13 protein-coding genes are annotated in these 17,001 nt (G+C 71.3%); 4 read left to right on the top strand and 9 right to left on the bottom strand.

The features are described 5' to 3' along the window. Positions 1-190: 190 nt before the first annotated feature. The 3 genes from JW613_RS29725 to JW613_RS29715 all read right to left on the bottom strand — a co-directional run bounded on the left by JW613_RS29725 (position 191) and on the right by JW613_RS29715 (position 4,088). Positions 191-2,776, bottom strand: a complete 2,586-nt coding sequence (locus JW613_RS29725; protein WP_307866096.1) for a SpoIIE family protein phosphatase — start codon at positions 2,774-2,776, stop codon at positions 191-193. 169 nt (positions 2,777-2,945) lie between these two features. Further along, positions 2,946-3,161: a hypothetical protein gene (locus JW613_RS29720; RefSeq protein WP_099883781.1), complete on the bottom strand. Its 216-nt coding sequence runs from the start codon at positions 3,159-3,161 to the stop codon at positions 2,946-2,948. A 174-nt stretch (positions 3,162-3,335) separates the two neighbouring features. Beyond that, complete coding sequence (locus JW613_RS29715) at positions 3,336-4,088, bottom strand: GntR family transcriptional regulator (protein ID WP_209213973.1); 753 nt, start codon at positions 4,086-4,088, stop codon at positions 3,336-3,338. Positions 4,089-4,377: 289 nt separating this feature from the next. Between JW613_RS29715 and JW613_RS29710 the strand changes: the two genes are divergently transcribed. Then, positions 4,378-5,001, top strand: a complete 624-nt coding sequence (locus tag JW613_RS29710) for a hypothetical protein (protein ID WP_209213972.1) — start codon at positions 4,378-4,380, stop codon at positions 4,999-5,001. A 91-nt stretch (positions 5,002-5,092) separates the two neighbouring features. Here JW613_RS29710 and JW613_RS29705 read toward each other — a convergent pair whose 3' ends face one another. Further along, positions 5,093-5,755: a helix-turn-helix domain-containing protein gene (locus tag JW613_RS29705; protein ID WP_307866095.1), complete on the bottom strand. Its 663-nt coding sequence runs from the start codon at positions 5,753-5,755 to the stop codon at positions 5,093-5,095. Continuing rightward, positions 5,752-7,053, bottom strand: coding sequence for an MFS transporter (locus JW613_RS29700; protein ID WP_307866094.1), 1,302 nt, complete (start codon positions 7,051-7,053; stop codon positions 5,752-5,754). The genes JW613_RS29705 and JW613_RS29700 overlap by 4 nt, the downstream gene beginning before the upstream one ends. A gap of 145 nt (positions 7,054-7,198) precedes the next feature. Here JW613_RS29700 and JW613_RS29695 point away from each other — a divergent pair, with 145 nt between their 5' ends. Then, positions 7,199-7,690 carry a VOC family protein gene (locus JW613_RS29695; RefSeq protein ID WP_209213970.1) on the top strand — a complete coding sequence of 164 codons (492 nt, stop codon included), beginning with the start codon at positions 7,199-7,201 and terminating at the stop codon, positions 7,688-7,690. Positions 7,691-7,821: 131 nt separating this feature from the next. On the opposite strand, the gene JW613_RS29690 is transcribed toward JW613_RS29695, so the two are convergent. Further along, positions 7,822-9,543 (bottom strand): BCCT family transporter, encoded by a 1,722-nt coding sequence (locus JW613_RS29690; protein ID WP_307866093.1) that lies wholly within the window; start codon positions 9,541-9,543, stop codon positions 7,822-7,824. A gap of 514 nt (positions 9,544-10,057) precedes the next feature. Between JW613_RS29690 and JW613_RS29685 the strand changes: the two genes are divergently transcribed. Both JW613_RS29685 and JW613_RS29680 read left to right on the top strand, forming a co-directional pair. Continuing rightward, entirely contained in the window at positions 10,058-10,438 is a 381-nt protein-coding gene (locus tag JW613_RS29685; RefSeq protein ID WP_209213969.1) for a hypothetical protein, read from the top strand. Between the two features lie 209 nt (positions 10,439-10,647). Continuing rightward, positions 10,648-11,424 (top strand): DUF4232 domain-containing protein, encoded by a 777-nt coding sequence (locus tag JW613_RS29680; RefSeq protein WP_307866092.1) that lies wholly within the window; start codon positions 10,648-10,650, stop codon positions 11,422-11,424. 222 nt (positions 11,425-11,646) lie between these two features. Here the strand turns inward: JW613_RS29680 and JW613_RS29675 are convergent, their stop codons facing one another. The 3 genes from JW613_RS29675 to JW613_RS29665 all read right to left on the bottom strand — a co-directional run bounded on the left by JW613_RS29675 (position 11,647) and on the right by JW613_RS29665 (position 16,714). Beyond that, complete coding sequence (locus JW613_RS29675) at positions 11,647-14,964, bottom strand: lantibiotic dehydratase (protein ID WP_209213967.1); 3,318 nt, start codon at positions 14,962-14,964, stop codon at positions 11,647-11,649. After that, the gene (locus JW613_RS29670; protein ID WP_209213966.1) at positions 14,961-16,394 is read right to left on the bottom strand and encodes a lanthionine synthetase C family protein; all 1,434 of its coding nucleotides are present in this window, start codon (positions 16,392-16,394) and stop codon (positions 14,961-14,963) included. Before JW613_RS29670 ends, JW613_RS29675 begins: the two co-directional genes overlap by 4 nt. 167 nt (positions 16,395-16,561) lie before the next feature. Then, a complete protein-coding gene (locus tag JW613_RS29665) occupies positions 16,562-16,714 on the bottom strand; it encodes a hypothetical protein (RefSeq protein WP_209213965.1) in 153 nt (50 codons plus the stop codon). Positions 16,715-17,001: the final 287 nt, after the last annotated feature.

Here is a 17,001-nt window from a genome sequence, read left to right as displayed (position 1 = left end):
TCTTGTGCGGCAGCTCCTCGCCACCCCGCGCCACCGCGGTCCCTCCGGGAGAAACCGTTACCGACACGTTGTTCCGAATACGTTGTTCCAGGCCGTTCGAGGCCCTTTCAAGGGCCTGGCGGACCGCTGCGGGCCGCTGCGGACCGTTGCGGGCCGGAGGGGGCGCGTTGCGCACGAACAGCGGCGCTGCTCAGGGCAGGGGCAGTTCGAACCACACCGTCTTGCCCTCCGGTCCGTGCCGGGTACCCCATCGGCGGGCCTCACTCGCCACCATTTGAATCCCCCGGCCGCCCTCCTGCTCCTCGGTGACGACGCGTTCACGCGGCGGCTCGGTCAGCGGGTCCGAGACCTCCACGATCAGCACCCCTTCGCGGCCGGCCGGGTCACGGCTGGTGTCGCGCACCATCCGCACCCCGATGGGCCCGTGCGCGTACCGCAGCGCGTTGGTGACCAGTTCACTCACCAGCAGCACACCGGTGTCCTCCAGCCCCCTGAGCCCCCACTCGCGCAGTGTCTCGCGTACGGCCTCCCGCGCCCGGCGCACCGCGTAGCTCCCGGTGGTGAACGACCAGGAGGCGGCGGTGTGACCCGGCAGCCCGCCCAGCCGGGCCATCAGCAGCGCGACGTCGTCGCCCGTGCTGAGGTGGCCGTTGACGCTGGAACCGTGCCGGCGCAGCGAGTCGATGAGAACGTCGCACGCCTCCTCGATGCTGCCGCAGCCGGTCTCCGCCATCGGTCCGGGCGAGACGTGGACGCCGGCACCGTTCCAGGTGAGTTCTTCCTCCGATGCCACCCGGTGGCAGTCGGGACCGGCGAGCAGCGCACAGACCCGGTCGATGCCCTCGGTGATGTCCTCGCCCCTGCTCTCCACGAGCCCGTCGGTGTAGAGGACGAAGACGCTGCCTTCCTCGATCTCCACCTCGGCCAGCTCGTACGCCCCGCCCGGGGCGGCCCCCACGACGCCGAGCGGGGTGCCCGAGGGGATGTGGACGGGCCGGGCCCGGCAGCCGCCGCCGCTCTCCTGCGTGACCAGCAGCGGGGGCACATGCCCGGCGCTGGCCATGGTCAGCACTCCGCAGCGGCGGCCCGCCGAGGTGGGCGCCGGCTCGTAGACCGCGTACAGGCAGGTCGCCATCAGTGGCTCGTCCGGCCCGTGGGACAGATCGTCGCCGACAGTGCTGACGCGGGCGAGCAGCTCGTCCGGCGGCAGATCGAGCCCCGCCAGCGTACGGACGGCCGTACGCAGCCGACCCATGGTGACGGCCGAGTGCAGGCCATGGCCCATCACATCCCCGACCACGAAGGCGACCCGGCCGCCCGGCAGCGGAATGACGTCGAACCAGTCGCCGCCCACCTCCGTACCGCTGCTGCCGGGTACATAGCGGTAGGCGAGACTGACGCCGGGCGGCTCGTGGATGTGCTGCGGCAGCAGACTGCGCTGGAGCATCAGCGCTCCCTCGCGCTCCCGCGCGTACAGCCGGGCGTTGTCGAGGAAGGTACCGGCGCGATCGCTCAGTTCCACCGCGAGCGCCCGGTCCTCACCCACGTACGGCAGGTCCCCGTGTGCCCGGCTCACCAGCAACAGCCCGAGCACCGTCCCACGCGCCCGCAACGGCACCGCCATCAGCGAGTGCACCCCCAGCTCGAAGGTGGCCTGCACCTTGGGATCGCCGGGCCGGGTGGCGCGCAGAATCTCCTCGGGCGTGGTGGCCAGTTGGGGCGTCCCGCTGTCCAGCGCCCGGCCGAGCAGCGACTCGCGCTCGTAGATGATCTCTCCGCCGAGCCGCAGCAGTCTCTCCACCCGCTCACCGGCCTCCCGGGCCGCGAAGCCGAACAGGTGCAGCGGCGTGCCCACGGGGATGACGGGTTCGGGCAGTTCGCCACCGACAGCGACCTCGCCGCGCAGCATGACCCCGGCGTAGTCGGCGAAGCGCGGTACCAGCACATCGGCCAGCGCCTGGGAGATGGAGCGGACGTCGAGCAGATCGCCGAGGGCCACCCCCACGTCGTCCAGCAGCGCGAGCCGCTGCCGTGCCGCCTCCGCCTTGTTGAGCGCCTCCAGCCGCTCGGTGATGTCCATGACGGTGCAGCTGACACCGAGCACCTTGCCGCTGCGGTCGGTGATCCGGGAGTACGAGACGGAACGTGCGCCCGTACCGTCCGGCGCGGTGGTCACCACGTCCACGACGGAGCGTCCGGTCTCCAGCACGCTGGAGATGATCTGCCTCACCTCCTCGGCCATCTCGGCGGGAAGCAGTTCGGCGACCGAGCGGCCGAGGAGGTCGGTGTCGGTGGCGTTGTTCAGCCGTACGAGGGCGTCGTTGAAGCGGACGAACCGCTGCTCCGTGTCGAAGACGGCGATCCCCAGGGGCGAGGAGGCGAACAGCGCGTCCAGCGCCGCCAGATCGTGTTCGACGGCGCTGATCCTGCTGGTCTCCATGATGTTCGCGAGGACGAACGGACGCCGGTCGGTGCCCCGCAGCAGCGATCCGCGCCCCTCGACCTCGACCACATGTCCGTCCCGGTGGCGGATGCGCAGATTGCCGCGCCAGCTTCCGGCGCGGCCGAGGCTGTTGCGGCGGGTGCGGCGCTCGACGTCGTCGCTCTCCAGGAAGTCCTCGATCGGGCGGCCCACGGTCTCCTCGGCCGGCCAGCCCAGGATCTCCTCGGTGGTCGGACTCCACACCAGCACGGTGCCGTGGCCGTCGAGCATGACGATCCCGACGCGGAGGGTGTCGAGGAGCGAGGTCGCCTCGTCGGCGGGTTCGGTGCTCACACGGCCCACGCCCCCGGTCGGGATCTGGATACGTCCAAGATGGACCAATTATCCACACGTCGGGCACGCTGTGCTGTCGTACGCACACGGAGCGTCGCAGGTGCGCAGAAGTCCGATGCCCCGGAAGCCCAGCCGGTGCCGGTTGGCCGAGACCCGGCGGCGCCAGGCGTCAGGCGTGGCCGTCGTCCGCGCGCTCGCCGTGCGCGGCGAGGCGGTCGCGGTGTTCCACCAGGTAGCCCTCGCCCTGTTCGCTCAGCCGTTCGGCGAGATGCTGGGCCTCGCCCCGGGTGGCATAACTGCCGACGCGGTAGCGGTTGCCGTGGCAGTCCTGGCGGATGAGCTGCCAGGGCAGCACCGCTTCACTGTCGCCGCTCGCACTTCGCATATGCCAGAGCTTACGCCCGGCCCTCACTCACCGCATTCAGCTTTGCACACCGGGCCAAATTTTTCGGCCAGATGTTCGCTCTCGCGGAAAGTACGCCGACGCGCAGGCCGGGGAGCCAGAAGATCCCCCCCCCCGAGCGGACGGCCATGGCGGGGGGCGAGAGAAAGAAGCCCGCTACTTCACCGGAAGGTGGTACGCCAGCCTGAAGCGGTCGGCGGGCACCACCACGTCCGCCGTCTCCACGGGCCGCTTGCCCGCCAAGTACGTACGCGCGATGACCAGCACCGCATGGCCCGGCACGCCCCCCAGCGCCGTCATCTCCTCGGCCCGGCCTGGACGGGTGCCGACCTCCTCGGTCACGTTGTCCACCACCAGGTCGATCGCCGCCATCCGCTCCACCACCCCCCGGCCGCCCAGCGGGCCCTCCTCGGGCAGCATCACCGGCGTCCGGCCGGTCACCGCCAGCGGCTCCCAGGAGGTGGAGAGCATCACCGGGGCGCCGTCGACGTGGAAGACGTAGCGGGTGCGCATCACCCTCTCGCCCCGCTCGATGAACAGCCGCTCGGCGATGTCGGCCGGGGCGTCCTCCTGCTCGCTCTGCGACTCCCAGGTGCCCTGCACCCGCTCGTCGGACTGCTCCTGCCGGAAGGGGGTGCACTCGCCGAGTGAGCGGTAGCCCGTACGTGAGACCCGGCGCGCGGCCGGGAGCTCCCGTACATAGGTTCCGGAGCCTGAGCGGCCCTCCACCAGCCCCTCGGCCATCAGCACCTTGCGCGCTTCCAGCGCGACCGTGTCGGAGACGCCGTACTCCTCGCGGATGCGGGCCTGCGAGGGGAGCCGGGCGTGCGGCGGCAGGGAACCGTCCGCGATCTTCTTGCGCAGATCCGAGGCCACACGCAGATACGCGGGCTGCTCACCGAATGGCACGTGTGCCCTCCCCGTTTCGGCCAGATACTGGTGAAGCCGACTGGTGCTGAGTACTGCTGACGGTCAGCAACAGCTTGGCAACAGAGGGTTGTTGGCCGCAACAGTCGGCCAAAGTTTCACCCGATGTGATGAGCGCCTGCTCAGACCCCTCACATCCCCTCCTTCCGCCCGCGCTCGGAACGGAACCGGGGCGCACGGGGAGTTCGGGACGGAGTGGGCCCGACGCGGACGCGCCCGGTGCCGAGCGCCCCGCTAGAGTTCCGCACCACCGGCCCTGGGAGCACACTCGATGACCTTCCGACAGCACATGAGACAGCTGGCGGTGAACGCCCTCGCGGAATTCCCCGACGCTGCGGAGTCCGGCCTCTACACCGTCACCTTCCGGATCGACAGCGTCGACCAGGACCCTCGCTTCCCCTGTCTGGCCCTCGGCTACAACACTGAGGCCGAGGTGGCCCGACTGCTCGCGGAGCCGAACCCGCCCGAGCCGTGGGAGGCGCGCTGGAACTACGCGTACTTCCCACCCTCCGGACTGGAGGGCGTCCGCGTCATCGGGCACGACGAGGAACACGACCCGCACGGAGCCGCCCTGCACCGCCAGGAGGCAGCGGCCAACGGCCTCTGGTACGAGGACGACGCCCCGCAGCATCTGCAGGACGAGCGGGCGGAGCTGCTCGACGCCGAGTTCCACCAGTTGTGCGTCGAGGTGGCGCGGCAGCTGCACGCCGACGGCGACCTCGTCCGCGCCCTGGGGCGACCGGTGCCCGTGATCCTCTACGACATGTTCGACCCGGAGGCGATGTTCGCCCTCACCCGCGCCGCCAACCCGCCGGAGCTGGCCGCCGACTTCCTCAGTGGACAAGAGGCGGACGAACAGGCAGCTGAGGAGCCGGCGCCCGAGCCGGGCGTGTGACCGGGCCACCGGTCCGGCGTCGCGACGGTCGGACCCGTCCGCGACGGCGACGCCCGCTCCGGCGCCTCACGCGCGGCCTCGCCGCGCGGCCTCAGCCGCCCTTGCTCTCCCCCTGGTTCGCCTCCCCCTTCATCGCGAACAGCACCATGGTGGCGCTGACCCGTACCGCGCCGTCCGTGCCGGGCGGGAGGGCGTGCCGATGCAGGTCCTCGCCCAGCTCCTTGGCGCTCTCCCGCACCCGCGCCCACATCTGCGGCTCCAGCCAGACCTCGGCGTCCGTCATCTCTCCCCGCACCTCGGTGTCCCGCTGCGCCGTTCGGCGCCGCAGTTCCTCGCCCAGCGCCCCCGCCAGAGCGAGGTACGCGTCGACGCCCTGCGGAGTACCACGTCCCACGCGTTCCCCGCTGTCCGGATCGTGGCGGTACCGCTTGGCCGTGCCCCCGCGTACGGCGACCTCGGCCACCGCGTCCACCAGTCCGGCGGCGTGCAATCGGCGCAGGTGGTAGCTGACGTTGGCCTGTGACTGGTCGAGGACGCGCGCCGCCTCGGCCGCGCTGTACGCCTGGCCGGTCAGCAGCGACAGCAGCCGCAGCCGCAGCGGGTGGGCCAGCACCCGCAGATCCGCGACCGAGGCCTCGGTCGCGGCGGAGCGGCCGGACGGTTCGGCAGGGCGGGACGGTCCGGCAGAGCCAGGTGGATCGGAAGGGCCGCGTGGGTGGGTGCGAGGTTCGGGCACCCGGTCAGTCTGCCTCACACCTCGACACCTTCCCGAGCGCCCTGATCCGGCACCGCTCCGCCCGTCGTCAGCCCCCGCACCTGACTGCTGCCCAGCGCACCCACCGTCACCAGCGCGACGAGCACGACCCCGCACAGCAGCGTCGGGCGCACCCCGAAGCGTTCGGCCAGCGGTCCGGCCGCCATCTCGCCCACCGGGAGGGCGAGGGTGGAGCCGAGCGCGTCGTAGGAGTAGACACGGGCCAACTTCTCCTGCGGGACGTTCTCCTGGAGGGAGAGGTCCCAGGCGACGCTGAACTGCTCGATGGCGATGCCGTTGACGAACATCGCCGCCAGCAGCAGAGCCACATCGGCCGACTGCGCGAGAGCCAGGAGCGGGAGCGCGTCCAGCGCGACGACGGCGACACCGATCCGCAGCGCGTGCCGGGAACGGGAGCGGGCCACCAGCAGCCCGCCGACCAGCGCCCCGGCCATCTGGGCCGCCAGGACGAAGCCCCACACGGTGCGGCCGAACGTCGCGTCGGCGACCGTCGGCCCCAGTACCTGGATGCCGCCGGCCGCGACCGCGTTCACCACGAAGAACTGGAGCACCACCACCCACACCCAGGTACGGGAGACGAACTCCGTCCAGCCCTCGCGCAGTTCCTGCCAGGGCCGCACCGGCTCGCCGACCGGGGCGGGTCCCGGCCCGGCGTCGTGCCGGGCGAGCTCGCGTCCTGCGAGACGGTAGGCGAGCGCGGCGCCCAGGAACGCCGCCCCGTTGAGCACCATGCCCCACCCCGGCCCCGCGACGGCGGCCAGCAGCCCGCCGAGCGATGTGCCCGCGATCATCCCGGTGTTGACCCCCATCCGGGAGAGGGCGTTGGCGGGCCGCAGCTCACCGGGCGGCACGGTGAGCGGAAGCAGCGCGGCAGAGGCCGGTATGGAGACGGCGGCCACCGCTCCTTGCACCACGCTGAGCACGAGGAGCACACCCATCGGCGCCCGGTCCGCCAGCACCGCTAGCCCGACCCCGCCTTGCACCAGAGCGGCGGACAGTGCCGCGCCCTGCAGCACCAGGGCCCGGGGCAGCCGGTCGGCCAGCAGCCCGCCGAACAACAGCAGCGCCACATTGCTGATCGACCGGGCCCCGACGACCAGCCCCACGTCCACCGCGGAGCCGCCCAGGTCCAGGACGGCGAAGGCCAGTACGACAGGTGCCATGGAGTTGCCGAAGAAGGACAGCGCCCGGCCCAGCGCGAGTTGGCGGAAGCCGCGTCGGCGCAGCAGGTCGCGGAGCGCGGCACGGCCGGGGCGGGAAGCGTCGGAAGTGGTCACGCAGTGAGTGTGCGGCAAACGACCCCAACCGTCAAACACTTCTTTGGAGGTTGGGCCGGGAGCAGCCCGTCCTGCTTCCAAGGACGGAGCCCTCCTCCGCCCTGCGACCGAGGAACAGCGCCCCCGTCCGTGCCACCGTCACCCCATGAGCAGCAGCCCCCTCCCGCACGCCTGGCCCGAGCACCTGTCCGTGGGCGCGGTGCGCTTCGCCCGCCCGACCGCCCACTTCGACGCCGTCCGCGCCTTCTACCGCGACGACCTCGGCCTGCCCGTCCTCGCCGAGTGGCGTGACCACGCGGGCTACGACGGAATCGTCCTGGGCCTCCCCGGCACCCCCGTCCACATGGAGCTGACCCAGCACGGCGACCCGCCCCACGTCCCCGCCCCGCACCCCGAGAACCAACTGGTCCTCTATCTGGAGGACCAGGCGGCCCACGACCGCGCGGTGGCCCGGTTGCGCTCCCGCGGCCACCGCCCCGTCCCCGCCGCCAACCCCTACTGGCCCGACCGCGGAGCAACCCTCTTCGAGGATCCGGACGGCTGGCACGTCGTCCTGGCCCCGTGGGTCTTCGGCCGCACCCCGCCTTCGCCGCAGCCGGCCGCCGAAGACACGCACGAAGGGCGCCGGCCGCACTGAGGCGACCCGCCCTGGCCTGCGGGCCACCAGGAAACGCAACAGCTGCTGGTGACCGCGGTGGTCGCGGTCACCAGCAGCTGAAGCGGGCCGGTCGGACGGTGAGCCCTCCCCGGCGGGCGGACGATGCGGGCTCAGCCGACCGGGTCCTTCACCGCCCCGGCGGCCGGCGCCTCCGGCTCGGTCGGCGTCTCGGGGTCGATCAGCGCCTCCGGCTCGGCAGTCGCCTCCGGCCCGGCCGCCGTGCCGCCCCGCGCCTCCAGTTGCTTGGTCAGCGGATTGCGGCCCAACTCCGGGTAGTCCGACTTCAATGCCCGGAGCAGGGAGAACATCATCACGAAGGCGATCACGAAGAACGGCAGCCCGATGACCGTGATGACCTGCTGCAGGGCGTCCAGCCCTCCCTTGCCGGTGGCCGCCAGCAGGGTGCCCGCGACCACGCCCTGGGTGACGGCCCAGAAGACACGCTGCCGGGTGGGGCTGGGCAGCTTGTCGTCCACCCGCTCACAGAGCATGTCGACCACCATGGCGGCGGAGTCGGAGGAGGTGGTGAAGAAGATGACCACGATCAGCACCGACAGCGCCGAGACGAGGGTGGCCGCCGGGTAGTTCTCCAGGAAGGCGAAGAGCGCGCCGGGGACATCCCCTTCGTCCACGACGGCCTTGACCAGTCCGCCCGAGCCGTTCATCTCGATGTCGAACGAGCCCATGCCGAAGATGCTGAACCAGATCACGGTGAAGGCGGTGGGCAGCGCCAGCACGCCGAGGACGAACTCGCGGATCGTGCGCCCCTTGGAGATACGGGCGATGAAGATGCCGACGAACGGCGACCAGGTGATGGTCCAGGCCCAGTAGAAGACCGTCCAGCTGCCCTGCCAGCCGCTGTCGGCGAAGGTGTCGTTCCAGAACGACAGCGGCACCACGGAGCTCACATAGGTCCCGGTCGTCTCGACGATGCCCTTGGCCATGAAGAGCGTGGGACCGGCGAGGAGGACGAAGATCAGCAGGCCGATGGCCATCAGGATGTTGATGTTGGACAGGATCTTGATGCCCTTGTCTAGGCCGCTCATCACCGAGGCGGTGGCGATCGCCGTGACCACGGCGATCAGCACCACCTGGACGAGCTTGTTCTCCGGGACGCCGAAGAGTTCGTTCAGCCCGCTGTTGATCTGCAGGGTGCCCAGCCCGATGGAGACCGAGACCCCGAAGAGGGTGCCGACCACGGCGGTGACATCGACGCTCTTGCCGATCGGCCCGTTGATCCGGTCGCCCAGCAGCGGATGCAGGACCGAGCTCAGCCGGAACGGCAGCCCCCGCTGGTAGACGAAGTAGGCGAAGGCCAGCGCCGGGAGGCAGAAGATGGCCCAGGTGTGCAGGCCGAAGTGGTAGAGCGCGAAGGCCATCGCCCGCTCGGCTGCGTGGGCCGACTCCGGCTCGACGCCCTGCTCGGGCGGTTTGGCGAAGTGGCTGATCGGCTCGGCGACCCCCCAGAACATCAGGATGGTGCCGATCCCGGCGGCGAAGAGCATCGCGAACCAGGCGCCGTTGCTGTATTCCGGCCGGGTGTTCTGCCCTCCCAGCCGCACATGCCCGTAGCGGCTGAGCGCGATCCAGATCAGGAAGATCACGAACGAGGTGACGCCCAGGATGTAGAACCAGCCCAGATTCTTGAGGATCCAGTCCGAGGCGGTGGTGAAGACGCTGTCGACCTGGTCGGTCAGCGAGATGGTGGTGAGGACGAAGAGGATCGTCAGGGCCGCGGAGGTGAAGAAGATGACCGAGTCGGTACGGAGACCCAGCCTGCGTTGCAGCTTGTCCAGCATGGAGTAGTCCCAACAGGTGGGGAGGGAGTTCACTGAGGCGCTCCGGAACCAGCGGGCGTCATGGGATGTGCGTTCGCCAATGATCGTCCCGGCCGCGTTGAGCGTTGATGGTGGCACTCCCGATCAACCCCCCGCATCCGATGGCCCGTTCCGTTGCACATTCGTGACCCCTGAGACAACTGCCATGTAAACAAGCGGTGTTGGTGGCCCTGAGTGCCAGTCGGACGGTTACCGACGGTCGGATCAAATGCCCAGATTCCGCTCTTGCCCGGTCGCCGTCGGAATCCTCCCCCGGCGCCGGAGTTGATCAGTCACATAAACGGACGCAAAGGGTTGTCGGAGCGCGGCGGAGCGCCACGGCCTGGTCGGTGAGCGCGGGTGACCCACCAGGCGGCCCGGCCGGGGAACAGCGAGGAGACAGCCGTGAACTTTTGCGCCGGGTACGGCATCACACGTGGGGACGGGCCGGTGCGGCGCGGTGGTCGGACACAGACGGACGGGACGGCGACCGACCGGCGACAAGCAGCGACGAGGGCAGGTGAGAGCAGTGGACGAGCCCCGCGACCCGGACACGAGGCGACGGTGGTGGACCCGCCACGACGGCGCAGCCGCGGACCATGATGAGGACGAGCGGCGGCCCGCCGAAGGTCGTCGCCGCCCCGGCGTTCAGGCCTCCGACGTGCTTGCCGCCCTCGCACTCGCCATCGGCGTCGTGCTGGGGACCGGCACCTGGCGCACCTACCTCGCCCAGAGCACGGCGCCGGAGGGCGAGGAGACCGCCGAGAGCCGGGGGCGGGCCCTGGCCGGGCCGCAGGAGAGCACCGGACCGGTGGGCGTGACGGCGGACGCCGCCCCCGCGCACCGCTCCGGTGTGCACCACTTCGGAACGCGGCGCCCCACGCGAAGCGCCATCCACCCTGCCCTGTGACCCGCGCTGTCCGGCGGCCGCTTTGCCGGCCCGGGCGCACGGGCCGCCGCGCGGCGGCGGTTGGAAAGAAGCGGTGGCGGTTCGCAAGACGCAGACCCGTGATGAACTTTCCTGTCGTGCCCATCATCAGACTGTGTACAACGGAAGAGCCGGGCGGAGGGGGCTCGGCTGTCCGTATCAAGGGGACTTTCGCGCGGAATGATCAGGAAGTGACGACAGTGAGAGAACAGCAGCAGCACGCGGCGCGGACAAGCGGACGGGCCGAACCAGCAGCCTCCGGGCGGCGGCGCGTCGATGGGAGCGCACGCCTGGCAGCGGTTGCCGCGGTGGGGGCTGCCGCAGTGCTGCTGACCGGCTGCGGGAGTGAGGGGTCGGGGTCCTCCGCCCCCAAGAAGGTGGCCGGGGAAGCGGCACCCGCGCCCGCCGACTCCCCCAAGGACTCGTCGAAGAAGCGGAGCGCGTCCCCCTCGTCGTCGTCCGATCCGCGCGGCGGCGGCGCCAAGGACGACGACGCGCCGCCCGCGTCGTCGGACGACAAGAACGAGGGCTCCGCAGGGACGACGGGAGGAGGCTCCGGGGGCGGGGCGGCCGACTCCGGCTTCTGCAAGACCCCCGGGCTCGCGATGAGCACCTCGAGCGGCATGGCCGAGGGCACCCTTCTGGTGAACCTCAGGAACACCAGCTCCGCCACCTGCACCCTGCGGGGCTTCCCGGGGGTCGACCTCAAGAGCAACGCGGGCTCGTTCAACGCCGCCCGCAACAACACCGCACCCCCGACGGTCACCCTCCAGCCCGGCCAGACGACCCGCTTCACCCTTCACTACCCGCGCAACGACACCGGCGGCAGCGGTGTGACCGTCACCAGCCTCGTCGTCACCCCGCCCAACGAGACCCAGTCCCAGACCCTGCCGACCAGCATCAATCTGCCGGTCTCCGACAGCCCCACACCCCCGGTCACGGTCGGCCCCGTCGGCGCCGGCAAGTGACTGCAGCAACCGGATGAGCAGCGGGTGTCCCCCGAAGGGGACCCGCCAGTGCCAGGGCGCCCGGATCTCCTCGCCGTCGAGCCGCATGCCCGCCTGCTCCGCACGAGTCGACTTCTCAAAACGCCGCACGAGCCCCCCGGCGCAGCACGAACAGTTCCCGGAGCCTGCTGCACCGCGATCCGCGCGGTGCGAGGGACGCGGTGCGGTGTCCGGATCGGCGGCTCAGCGGGAGGCGTGCGCGGCCCGGTCGAGGAGGCGTCGCCACACCCCGTAGGAGATCGCCTCCTCGGTGGGACGCAACCCCATGCGGTTGCAGTGCATGTGCAGCAGGGCCAGGACGATGTCGCCGCGGTCCGCCTGGAGTTCGCCTCTCCCCTCCAGCTCGGCCATCCGGCGGGTGAGCCGCTCCGCGGCCGGTCGCCACACGGCGGTGGTTCGGTCGAGCAGTTCACGGGCCGGGCCGTCTTCCGCGCGTGCGGTCCACAGGCTGCGCCCGGCCGTCCGGTACAGACCGCCGCCGGAGTTGCGCGACGCCGCGATGCGGGCGAGGGCGTGGCGGGCCTCGGGTTCGGGGATCAGGGAGGCGCACAGCCGGTCGACGGTGAGGGTGACCAGCGCGGCACGTTCCTGGGACGCGTCCATGCCGAGGTCCGGCAGCCCCGGCAGACCGGTGGCCGAGCGGCGCAGGTGCCCAAGAAGCTGGACGACGGCCGCGCTGTCCTGCCGGAACCATTCCTCGACGTCGGCGATCAGTTCGGGCCCGCCGTACCGCTCGACCTCTCGCTGATAGCTGACGAAGGTGTGGTCCGAGATGTGTCCGCCCTGGGCGAGGTCGTAGGCCCAGGCGGTCACCTCGCGCAGGACATCCGCGCGCGCGGCCTGATCGGGCACGAAGAACCGCACCCGCAGATGGGGGGCCGGATCGCCGTAGCGCAGGAAGAACGGGGCGGCCACGCCGTACTGTTCGGACAGTCGCCCGGCGAGCCCGGCCAGGCCCACGCCCAGCAGCGCGTCGTGCGCGTCCGGCTCGGCGTAGAGCTTCACGGCGAGCCAGTCGCTGCCGACCCGCTTGATCCGTGCCCCGGGATCCTCGGCGGTGTCGCGGACCGGGCGGGGCCGCACATGCCGGGCCACCGGGCCCGGGTCCTCACTGGTCCGTACGAGGGGAACCACGATCTCGGAGGCGTACGCCTCACCGGCGGCGTCCCGCAGGAAGCCCTCGTCGGGCGCGGGCAGGACCTCCTCCAGGACGATCCCGTCCTCCGGAGCCTGTTCCAGGCTGTCGCGCAGCTCACGCAGGGAAGGAGCGCTGGTGAGGTCGAGCAGCAGCGTGTTGTCGTTGCTGGCGATGTTGACCAGGCGGGGCACCATCCACCTCTCGGCCCAGGCGCCGACGGCGTCGGCGAACCCGGCCAGTCCGTCGCCGCCGTCGCCGTCGGAGGGGCTGCCGGACGGCGTGAGCTCGCCCGGGCGCAGCCGCCACCGCGCCCGGCGCAGCACCAGGTTGCCCCGCTCGACGCGGGGCAGGAACGGCATCGTCCAGATCAGGCCTTCCCAGCTGAACCACGAGACCGTGCTGGAGAGGGACTCGGAGACCTCCAGCAGGAACCGGCACGGGTCCGGCGCGCCCGCCCAGGTGAGCATCGTGCGGTCGGTGACGTGCAGCCGCCGGCCCAGGGTGCGGCTGCGCAGATAGAGCTTTCCGTCGGCCACGCCGACGAGGACGTCGTCCAGCCGGATCACATGGCTCTCGTCCCGGCCCGGCGTGACGTTGACCGGCAGTTCCCACGTGTGCGTGGTGGGGCGGATCAGGACGTTGATGGACCGGGCGTCCTGCGGGAGGGAGGACAGCTCGGCGCAGACGGCGTCGCCCTGCCGCTGTTCCTCGGCGGCGGCCAGCTCCCGCAGCGACGCCCGGGTCCCGTCGTCGAGGAGATCGTGGAAACGGGAGAAGGTCCGACCGCCCATCCCCACCCCGGCGGTACCGCAGACACCGCGCCATTGATCACGACCGGGCCCCGGTGGCAGCAGGCCCAGGTGCAGATCGAGGACGGGCATCGGCGGCCGGTGGTCGTCCTCGGCGGCCGAGGCCTCGGCGAGCTCGTCGAACAGCCGGTCGTCGAGCTGGACGCTCAGCTCCCGGCGGGCCAGTGCCCCGGTGACCAGCCGGGTCAGCACGGCCTCCCGTGACGACCCGTCCGGCACCTGAGGCCCGTCCGCGGACTCCGGGACGACGCCGGGCAGCGGGTAGGACCGTCCCGGGGAGCGGTATCTGCGCGGCGGCCCGAGGCCGGTCTCCGGGGTCAGCGCCTCCAGCAGGGGGATCTCGGAGCAGTGGCCGTACCGTTCGCAGAACGCGTCGGCGTACTCCTTGAGATGCGGCGGGTAGCGGTCCTCCGCGCCCACCCGCAGGAGCACATGGGCGGCCTCTTCGGCCAGGTCGGCCACCGGCCGGGGAAGGACCAGCGGCGCGTCGAGGTTCAGCGCCGAGTCGAGCTGGAGGGTCGGGCCCCGATGACCGCCGATGGCGTCGGGCATCGGCGCGCTCGCCGTGCTGAGCAGCTCCGGTGCCGGGATCTCGCCCTGGTTGAATGCGCCGATCGCCGCCTCCATACCGTCGACGGCGCGCGCGACGGCGGGGTCGGTGACGGGCGGCAGCATCGAGCGGAGCAGCGAGTCGGCCCGGTCCGTCCGGCCGGCCGGCGGGACGAGCAGCCGGGGGCGCTCGGCGGTGATGAGGATGTCGCTGTCGAACAGGCCCTCGATCAGCGTGGTGATCCGCTCGGCACCGGCGTTCGGATAGGCCTCGGTGAGCGCGGCGGTGAGGTCGCCGAGCGTCGTCGGGGTTCGGGTGAGGTCGAGCACGGTCCGTATCGGCGCGGTCAGCCGCACGCTGACGGAGCGTCGCCCCTTGGGCGCGGTCCGCCCCTCGCCGCCGTTCGCGCCGGGGAGAGCGGGTTGTGCCCTGTCGTTGAGCCCATAGCCCTCGGCGGTGGACAGCCACACCCGGCCGCGGGCCACATGGAGCAGATCGTTGCGCCGCACCCGCAGCTCGCTGGGGCGTTCCGCGCCGAAGGCGAGCCGCTTCACCAGGTGCATGACCCACCCGGAGTCCGCGCGTGCGCGGGCCCTTCCGATGGCGCCGTGCCCGAGCCGGGTGCGCTGCTCGGCACCGAACACGCCGGTGGCCACGCCCGCGAAGAGACCGAACGGTGTCGAGCGGAAGCTCATCCGGTTCAGGTAGCGGCCCAGGCCGCGCACGGCCTTGCGCCGGTTCTTGCCGGTGAGGCCGTCGAACCGCTCGACGGCGTCCGCCAGATGAGGCGAGGCGGCCCGCACGGCGTCCGGCACGCCCGGGGTCCACCACAGCTTGAGGAGCTGATCCGCGTAATCGTCCTGCCAGGCATCCGTACGCACGGCGCCGACATCCGCCATCGGCAGCGATCTGAGCAGTTCGAGCATCGGGCGCGCGGGCAGGGCCGGCGCCCTGAGCATGAAGAACCCGCAGGCCCGGTAGATGTCGGCGCCTTTTTCGTTCATGTCTCCCCCGCTCCTCGATCCCGGTTCGGTGCCGCACCGCTCCCGCCCGGCCCGTACCCGCTCGGGGGCCTGGGAGTCAGGAACAGCACCTCGTCCCACTCGGCCGCCGCGTCGGACACGGTGCCCAGAAGGGCGAGCAGGACTCCGGCCGCACCGGTCAACAGGCCGGCGTTGTGCTCCTGCCGCCCCCACGGGTCGTAGTCGGGGAAGAGATAGGGGTGGTCCGGGTCCGCGTACGAGCACATCCGCGACAGGAACTCGTCGTGCATGCGCCGCAGGTCCGGCAGGCCGGTCTGTGCGGCGGCGCGGCCGTAGATGGTCACCAGCCCCGCCAGCCCGTGGCACAGCGTGGGCGAGTTGAGACGCTGATCGTCGGCAGGTGTGCGTTCGAGACCGAGGAGCGTGGCCACCGCGAGGTCGGTCGGCTCCGGGTCGCCGCAGGCCGCCGAGGCGGGCAGCAGGGACGCTGCGATGCCGGGCGGGCCGTAGCACCACGCGCTCCTGGCCGGTACCTGCTCAGCATCGGTGTCGGGGCGCCCGGTGTCCGGGTGGGGCAGCAGAAGGTTGGCCCACGCCGGATGGTCGAGACCGTCGATGCGCAGCGATTCGAGCATCCGGGCGAGGTCGCGAACTCCCTGCCGTACTCGGCGTGACCGTGCTTCTTGCCCCGCGCTGCCGGCCGCGCCGCCGACCGCGTGGGCGGCGTCGGGACGGCAGAGGGCCGCGAGAATACCCGGCGGCCCGTGGGCGAATCCCAGGTTGTAGACGCCGTCGGGGAAGTTCTTCACATATCCCGGAAGGGGCGTCGGCTGTCCGTCGGGGCCGGGAATGCTGGGGAAATGGGAGGGCGCGCAGAACCACCTGAGCTTGCCGCCGTCGTCCCGGGACAGCTCCACCAGGTAGTCGACCAGGCGGTCCGTGGCCTCCCTGACCGCGTCCGTCGCGCGCCCGCCGAGGACACCCGCCGCCTTGGAGAGCGCGGCGAGCCAGCCGGCCGCGCCCCCGATGACGTCGTAGTCGTGCGAGGCGACGCTTCCCGCGGCGGTGTCGAGCTTGATCGCCAGCGTCTGCCGGGCGAGTTGGTCCGTCATCGTGGCGAGCGTCGGCAGGTAGCGCGGCTCCACTCGGGCGTACTCGGTCACCGCCCAGACGACACCCGCGGTGCCGAGGTACAGACCGGGCGCGCGCAAGGGCGCGGCGGCACTCGCCTCGGCGGTGCGGCGCAGTTGGAGCCGGCCGGCTTTGAAGTAGCGGTCGTCGCCGAAGACTTCGGCGGCATATCGGAGGGCGAGCGCGATGCCGGGGGCACCGTCGGCGAGATCCGCCTTCCCTTCGGCTTCCCCGGCCGATTCCATGAGCCGATCAGCCACCTCGCGAGCCAGACGCAGAACCTCGTCGTCGGTCACTTTCCCCGCGGAACGGGACTCCATAACGCGGCCGTTCCCTCTCTCAGCTCTCGCGGCCTTCTCAGCGAATCTCAGCCTTCTCGACCTTCTCGGCGAACGACCATACGGAGGGCTCGGAAATCCCCTGAGCGCGGACTGCAGGGCCCTCCGCGTGGCTCGCCATGGATGTGCGTCACATCAGATGCGGCGTGTCAGCAGCACCCGCTGAGCGTGTCGGTGCACAGCGATGTGCGCGACGTCGCGCAACCGCCGTTGTCCGTGGCAGCGGCGGAACTGGTCGAAGCCTCCGCGTGGCCAACACGCAGGTCGAGGGAGAATTCGTCTTCCAGCAGGTCTTCGCTCATTTTGTTCCTTCCGAACGGAAGTCGGCACGGACTTCCCTGTGACATCGACGCGTATGAACGCCGGACATCTCAGGGACTTCTGGAACGTAGTGGAGCATCATGAGGAGCGTCAACACATCTGCCACAGCCGCCACTTGAGGCATTTACCGCCATGCGGGGAACCCGCAACAGCGCTGAGTTCCAAGACGTCGACAGACCGAGACGATTGCCAGTTCAGCCGACCCTGGCAGCAGCCGGGAAAGCGGAATTCCGTCCTGCTGGCGTATCGGTATTGTCCCTTTTTAGAA

Origin of the sequence: Streptomyces smyrnaeus (assembly GCF_017676345.1) — a bacterium.
Lineage (GTDB): Bacteria > Actinomycetota > Actinomycetes > Streptomycetales > Streptomycetaceae > Streptomyces > Streptomyces smyrnaeus.
This window is presented reverse-complemented; position numbering and strand designations above follow the sequence as displayed.

Coding starts and splice junctions, on each gene's coding strand:
- JW613_RS29670 (WP_209213966.1), bottom strand. CDS start 16,394: ATGGAGTCCCGTTCCGCGGGGAAAGTGACCGACGACGAGGTTCTGCGT.
- JW613_RS29665 (WP_209213965.1), bottom strand. CDS start 16,714: ATGAGCGAAGACCTGCTGGAAGACGAATTCTCCCTCGACCTGCGTGTT.
- JW613_RS29720 (WP_099883781.1), bottom strand. CDS start 3,161: ATGCGAAGTGCGAGCGGCGACAGTGAAGCGGTGCTGCCCTGGCAGCTC.
- JW613_RS29695 (WP_209213970.1), top strand. CDS start 7,199: ATGAGCAGCAGCCCCCTCCCGCACGCCTGGCCCGAGCACCTGTCCGTG.
- JW613_RS29710 (WP_209213972.1), top strand. CDS start 4,378: ATGACCTTCCGACAGCACATGAGACAGCTGGCGGTGAACGCCCTCGCG.
- JW613_RS29675 (WP_209213967.1), bottom strand. CDS start 14,964: ATGAACGAAAAAGGCGCCGACATCTACCGGGCCTGCGGGTTCTTCATG.